The sequence below is a fragment of the Rhodococcus zopfii NBRC 100606 = JCM 9919 genome, assembly GCF_001895025.1.
Classification (GTDB): domain Bacteria; phylum Actinomycetota; class Actinomycetes; order Mycobacteriales; family Mycobacteriaceae; genus Rhodococcus; species Rhodococcus zopfii.
Window position 1 is genome coordinate 147,710 of record NZ_BCXI01000009.1, and the last position, 6,000, is coordinate 153,709.

Here is a 6,000-nt window from a genome sequence, read left to right on the forward strand (position 1 = left end):
CATGTCCGATACTCGACAACAGACCCGTCAACTCGTAGTGGATCGGTCGGCCTGCGCCGGTCACGGACTGTGCTATTCGACGTCCCCGCAGTTGATCGACTGCGACGACCAGGGATATCCCGTTGTCCTGAAAGAGTTTCTGTCCGACGACGATATGGCTGCCGCGGAGGCCGCGGCAGCCGTCTGCCCCGAGCGAGCGCTGACCATCGAATCCCGCTGAGGGATTCCGGCCCGAGGAATACTTGATGACAACCACCGAAAAAGCAGTACCGGAAGATCTCGTCGTCGACTTCGACATCTACGACCAGACTCTCGCGCAGCCCGTCGACAACGTCCAGGCCCGGGTCGCCGAGTTGGCGGCCAAGGGTCCGGTCGTGTACTCCACCGCGCACGGTGGACACTGGATCGTCACGCATTACAAGGAAATCCACGAAGTGTTCCGTGACCCGGAGACCTTCTCGAGCTACCCCAACAACCTTGTCACCGGCCCGGGCGGTATGGGCAAGTTCATCCCGATCGAGCTGGATCCGCCGGAGCACACCGGATATCGCTTGGCGATGCAGCCGCTGTTCAGCCCCAACCGGATGAAGGCGCTCGCGGATCAGATCCGCCTGCACACCAACGAGCTGATCGACGGTTTCGCGGGCAAGGGCGAGGCGGAATTCATCTCGGAGTTCGCGCACGAGCTGCCCACCCGCGTGTTCCTGGCGCTCATGGACTGGCCGCTCGAGGACGCGGCGGTGTTCACGGAGGCCACCGACACCGTCCTGATGGGCAAGCCCGGTCTCAGCGAGGAAGAGAACCAGCAGGCGCAGGTCGCTGCCGGGTTCGAGATGTTCGGCTACTTCCACAAGATGGTGCAGGAGCGCCGGGAGAACCCGGGCGACGACATCACCTCGACACTCATCCACACGGAAGTGGAGCTCGAGGACGGCAAGCGGCTCCTCACAGACGAAGAGCTGTACCGCATGTTCTTCCTGCTCCTGATCGCCGGCCTCCACACGACGCAGGGTGCGCTCGCGTGGTCGATCATCCACCTGTCCAAGAACCCCGAACAGCGCCAGGCGCTGCTCGACGACGACGCCCTGCTTCCGAGCACGGTGGAGGAGATCCTGCGCTTCGAAGCGCCCGTGACCCCCGGCCGGTGCGCGACCCGCGACGTCGAACTCGGTGGTGTGCAGATCAAGAAGGGTGACCAGCTCATCCTGACGCTGTGCTCGGCCAACCGCGACGCCGAGGAGTTCGACAATCCCGGTGAGCTGATCCTCGATCGGCATCCGAACCGGCACTTGTCGTTCGGGGCCGGCCCGCACCGGTGCCTCGGATCCCACCTGGCCCGGATCGAGCTGACCATCGCGCTCGAGGAACTGCACCGCCGGATCCCGGACTACTCGCTGATCGCCGAGGATCCGCCGGTTCTCCACGCCAGCCAGGTCCGCGGCTGCATGCGCCTGCCCATCAGGTTCACGCCCACGGCGTGAGCCACCGTTCGCCTGCCGGTCCGAGGGCAGCCGGGCCGGCGGGCGAACGGCACAACTGAGGTATCGTCGGGGCGGACTGGGCAACCGATCGGCAGCGGAGGCGAGATGGCGCGACGTCAAGGTGTCCTCGACGAGGACCCGGAGGTTGCCCGTTCGCAGATTCTTGCGGCGGCCGACACCGCGATCCAGCGATTCGGTATCGCCAAAACGACCATCGACGACGTCGCGAAGGAGACCGGTGTCTCGCGACCGACGATCTACCGGTATTTCCGCGATCGCGACACCCTGATGGCATCGATGATCGAGATCAGGTCCCGCAGGCTCTTCGAGCAAACCCGCGAGTATCTCGCGGATCGGAGCACGTTCGCCGAACAGGTGGTGGACGGATTGCTGTACCTCGTGGACCGAGGACGTCAGGACCCTGCGATCCGGCTGATCGTCACTCCGGAGCATGCCGGCCGGCAGACTGCGCTCGCCGGAAGTTCCGGGCTCGCATCCCGATTGACATACGAGATGTGGGCTCCGCTCATCGCCGCAGCTCGTGGTCGCGGTGAGATCCGCGAGGGAATCTCCGACGTCGAGATCTGCAACTGGATCACTCTGGTCGAGTTGATTCTCGTGGGGCGCATGGATTTCGGCGAGCCGGACGGACCCGGGAACAAGCGCCTGCTCACCAACCTTCTTCTGCCCGGGATCGTGACCACCCCCGTGGAGGTCATGCGGTAGCGGTACCGTAACCCGTGGTTTCACCGCAAGGGCCCGTGGACGAATTGTCCACGGGCCCTTGTCGTTTCATGTGACTCTGGGTTGCGTGGCTCAGCTCACATGATGTATAACAAAGTACGAAGTTTGTATCTTGTTCCCACGACGTCCGGTCGCCCGCAAGAACTCGCGGAGAATTTCCCGCCCGTAGGCGGAGATCGACGACGTGGAATCCCATCGATCCGAGAGGGTTACCCACCATGACCGTGGATCCGTCGTCGTTGATCGTGGCAGTGGCCTCCGCCGTCAGCACCGCTGTACTCGGCGTGGAAGTGCCGGACGCATTCCAGGAGCCCGCGGCCGCATTCGCCGAGTCGGTCGAGCAGGGCGCGGCCGCACTCGGCGCACAACTCGACGATGCCTTTGCCGTGCTTCCCGAAGGCGTTCAAGCCCCGGCCCAGCAGGCCGTCACCGACACCCACGATCGCCTGACCGCTGCGATCGACTCCTCCGTACCCGAGTCGTCCACCGGCGACGCCGATGTCGATGCACCACCGGTGACGGACGGAGCGCCGGCGATCGCCGGGCCCGCGCCGCGACCGAACCCGTGGGGCATCGGATCCGGTGCCTCGACCGCCGCCCCCGCCGCGGGCGTGCCCGCTGTGCTTCCACCACTGCCGGCGATCGTCCCGGGAACGTCGCTCGCTCCGATCGGAGCGGTCGCCGTGTTCGCGCCGTGGCTGAAGAAGGCCGGAGAGATCTGCGAGGGTGTCACCGCACCGGTGCTCGCCGCGCTGTACTCGGTCGAGAACGGCTTCCGCTACGGTCCCACCGCGCCGGTGTCGCCCGTGGGCGCCCGCGGACCCGGCCAGTTCATGCCCGGGACGTGGGACGCCTACGGCAAGGACGCGGACGGCGACGGCAAGGCCGATGTGCTCGGCGTTGCCGATCCCGTGATGGCTTCCGGTCACCTGCTGTGCGACAACTGGTCTCGCATCGAGGGGTGGAAGCGCGAGGGGCGCGTCACGGGCGACACGCTCGGACTGACGCTCGCGGCGTACAACGCCGGACTCGGTGCCGTCCTCCGCTCGGGGGGAATGCCCGCGGGCCTACCCGACTACGAGAACCAGACCAAGCCGTACGTCGCGAAGATCCTCGCCGCCCGGCCGGTGTTCGAGCGGATCCTCGCGCCGTTCGTGGCGCTCGGCCTGCCCGTCGCGGACGACACCGGCCGGCACGTGATCGACGCGGCGTTCCGCTACCTGGGACTGCCGTACGTGTGGGGCGGCGGCAACATCAACGGGCCGTCCGGCGGCGGTTTCGACTGCTCGGGTCTCACCTCGTTCGCGGTGCACGCCGCGGCCGGAATCGCCCTGCCCCGAACATCGGAGACGCAATGGCAGGTCGGGGTCGAGGTTCCGCTCTCGGAGGCCCGTCCCGGCGATCTCGTCTTCGGGAACTGGCAGGCCCCCGGCCCCGGTCACGTCGGGATCTACATCGGCGGGGGACAGATGGTCCACGCGCCCACCACCGGCGACGTCGTCCGGATCGGCGATGTCTTCCCCGACATGCGGGCGCGCCGCATCCTCTGACCTCGACCCTCCAGAACAAGCAACAGCCAGTACAAGGAGAACTCGACGATGGCCCACGTGGTGACGCAACCATGCTGCAACGATGCGGGGTGCGTGGCGGTCTGCCCGGTCAACTGCATCCACCCGACCCCGGAGGAACGAATCCACGCGCGCACCGAGATGCTGTACATCGACCCTGCGACGTGCATCGACTGCGGTGCCTGCGTCGACGAATGCCCGGTCGACGCGATCGTTCCGCCCGAGGATCTCACGCCCGCCATGCAGCCGTTCGTCGACATGAACGCCGCCTACTACGAGGACAATCCGACGCCGGAACCGGTGGCCGCTTCCGAGCTGCCGAAGGTCGCCCGGGGATCGGGTGTCCTGCGCGTCGCGATCGTGGGAAGCGGGCCGTCGGCGTGCTACCTGGCGGACGCGCTCTGCACCCACCGTGGTCTCGACGTCGAGATCTCGATGATCGAAAGGCTCCCGGTCCCGGGCGGGCTCGTGCGTTACGGCGTTGCGCCCGACCACAGTTCCACGAAGTCCATCGCCGGCACGTTCACACGGATCATGGGGCGCCGGAACGTCGACGTCTATCTCGACGTCGAGGTGGGCCGTCACCTCACGCACGACGATCTTCTGCGTCATCACCACGCTGTGGTGTATGCGAGTGGCGCGACGGGAGATCGTGCACTCGGAGTGCCGGGAGAAGGCTTGGCGGGCAGTATGTCTGCGCGCGAGTTCGTGGCCTGGTACAACGGGCATCCCGAGTACGCGGACCTGCGGCTGGATCTGTCGTGCCAGAGGGCGGTGGTCGTGGGCAACGGCAACGTCGCGCTCGACGTCGCGCGCGTCCTCACGTCGGATGTGTCCAGGCTGATGACGACGGACATCGCCGCGCACGCGCTGGAAGCGCTCGCGGCGAGCCGTATCCGCGAGGTCGTGGTCCTGGGGCGTCGCGGCGCGCGATCGGCCTCGTTCAGCACCCCGGAGCTGCTCGGCCTCGGTGAGATTCCCGGCGTCGATGTCACAGCCTCGGGAATCGATCACGGTAGCGCGGAAATGTCTGCGCTCGAACACATCCGGGCGGACATCCTCACTCGCTACGCCGAGACGGACCCGATGGCGGGGCGGCGTCGTATTCATCTGCAGTTTCTGCGGTCGCCCGTCGAGGTGCTCGGAAACGGGCGTGTCGAGTACTTGAGAACCGCGGTGAATGCACTCGACGAGCACGGCGGGGTCGGAGAGACCGGCGAGTTCGAGGACATCGAGACCGGTCTGGTGCTCCGGTCGATCGGATTCCGGGGTGAGCGCCGGCCCGGAGTGCCGTTCGACGAGGACCGCGCGGTGATCCCCAACCTGGCGGGCGCGGCGATCGACCCGGATTCCGGCGAACGCGTGCCCGGTGTCTACACGGCGGGCTGGCTCAAGCGCGGACCGAGCGGGGTGATCGGGTCCAACAAGACCTGCTCGGCGGAGACTGCCGCATCGATCGTCGGCGACTTCGTCGAGGGCCGCCACGCGACACCGGCCGGCGACCGAAAGGCGTTTGCGGCCCTTGTGTCCGCCCGGCAACCCGACTATCTCGACCTGCAGGGATGGCGTCGCATCGACGCGTTCGAACGGAATGCGGGCCGGTCCGCCGGGAGACCCCGCGTGAAGGTCGTGAGCACGAGCGCGATGTCGTCGGTCGCGCGGGGAGAACCTGCGGTCGCCCGGTGACCGCGAGTCGTCAGCCGACCCGGAGTGTCCGATTCTTCCTGTTCGCCGAATTTTGCTGGCGGTGGTCGCAATCGGCGTTCCGACACGGACTGAGGACGATTGACAAATTTCGTATTTTGCATCACAGTTGTCTGCGATCGGGACATTGGTCACTTCGAGTCCCGCTGCGCGGCATGTGTCTACACACGATGATCCGCTGACAGCTGCTGTCGACGGCGTACGCCGAAGAGGCAGTGGCGGACGGGAGGAAACCGATGGGTGTCGAGGTCTCGGTCGAAGGATTGACAAAATCCTTTGGACGCCAAAGGATTTGGGGTGACGTGTCGCTGACTCTCCCCGCGGGGGAGGTCAGTGCGCTGCTGGGCCCGTCCGGTACGGGCAAGTCGGTGTTCCTGAAGTCGCTGATCGGTCTGCTGCGTCCGGAGCAGGGCTCGATCGTCATCGACGGCACGGACATCCTGCAGTGTTCGAGCAAGGAGCTCTACGAGATCCGGAAGCTGTTCGGGGTGCTGTTCCAGGAC

Annotated in this window: 6 protein-coding genes; all 6 read left to right on the plus strand. The window is 66.4% G+C overall.

Features of this window, described 5'->3' with window-relative positions; translation table 11 throughout:
* Window position 1 precedes the first annotated feature (1 nt).
* Window positions 2-220 carry a ferredoxin gene (locus tag RZ1_RS06340; protein ID WP_072810202.1) on the plus strand — a complete coding sequence of 73 codons (219 nt, stop codon included), beginning with the start codon at window positions 2-4 and terminating at the stop codon, window positions 218-220.
* A 25-nt stretch (window positions 221-245) separates the two neighbouring features.
* On the plus strand, window positions 246-1,481 hold the full coding sequence (locus tag RZ1_RS06345; protein WP_072810203.1) for a cytochrome P450: 1,236 nt from the start codon (window positions 246-248) through the stop codon (window positions 1,479-1,481).
* A gap of 105 nt (window positions 1,482-1,586) precedes the next feature.
* Entirely contained in the window at window positions 1,587-2,207 is a 621-nt protein-coding gene (locus RZ1_RS06350; protein ID WP_072810205.1) for a TetR/AcrR family transcriptional regulator, read from the plus strand.
* Window positions 2,208-2,443: 236 nt separating this feature from the next.
* Entirely contained in the window at window positions 2,444-3,775 is a 1,332-nt protein-coding gene (locus RZ1_RS06355; RefSeq protein ID WP_072810206.1) for a C40 family peptidase, read from the plus strand.
* A gap of 48 nt (window positions 3,776-3,823) precedes the next feature.
* The gene (locus tag RZ1_RS06360; RefSeq protein WP_072810208.1) at window positions 3,824-5,479 is read left to right on the plus strand and encodes an FAD-dependent oxidoreductase; all 1,656 of its coding nucleotides are present in this window, start codon (window positions 3,824-3,826) and stop codon (window positions 5,477-5,479) included.
* Window positions 5,480-5,733: 254 nt separating this feature from the next.
* Window positions 5,734-6,000, plus strand: a 267-nt coding sequence (locus RZ1_RS06365) for an ATP-binding cassette domain-containing protein (protein ID WP_139281778.1), incomplete at its 3' end; no start/stop codon positions are given.

Bases quoted from the DNA above. Each gene is read 5' to 3' on its own strand.
- RZ1_RS06350 (WP_072810205.1), top strand. From the start codon at position 1,587: ATGGCGCGACGTCAAGGTGTCCTCGACGAGGACCCGGAGGTTGCCCGT.
- RZ1_RS06345 (WP_072810203.1), top strand. From the start codon at position 246: ATGACAACCACCGAAAAAGCAGTACCGGAAGATCTCGTCGTCGACTTC.
- RZ1_RS06360 (WP_072810208.1), top strand. From the start codon at position 3,824: ATGGCCCACGTGGTGACGCAACCATGCTGCAACGATGCGGGGTGCGTG.
- RZ1_RS06340 (WP_072810202.1), top strand. From the start codon at position 2: ATGTCCGATACTCGACAACAGACCCGTCAACTCGTAGTGGATCGGTCG.
- RZ1_RS06355 (WP_072810206.1), top strand. From the start codon at position 2,444: ATGACCGTGGATCCGTCGTCGTTGATCGTGGCAGTGGCCTCCGCCGTC.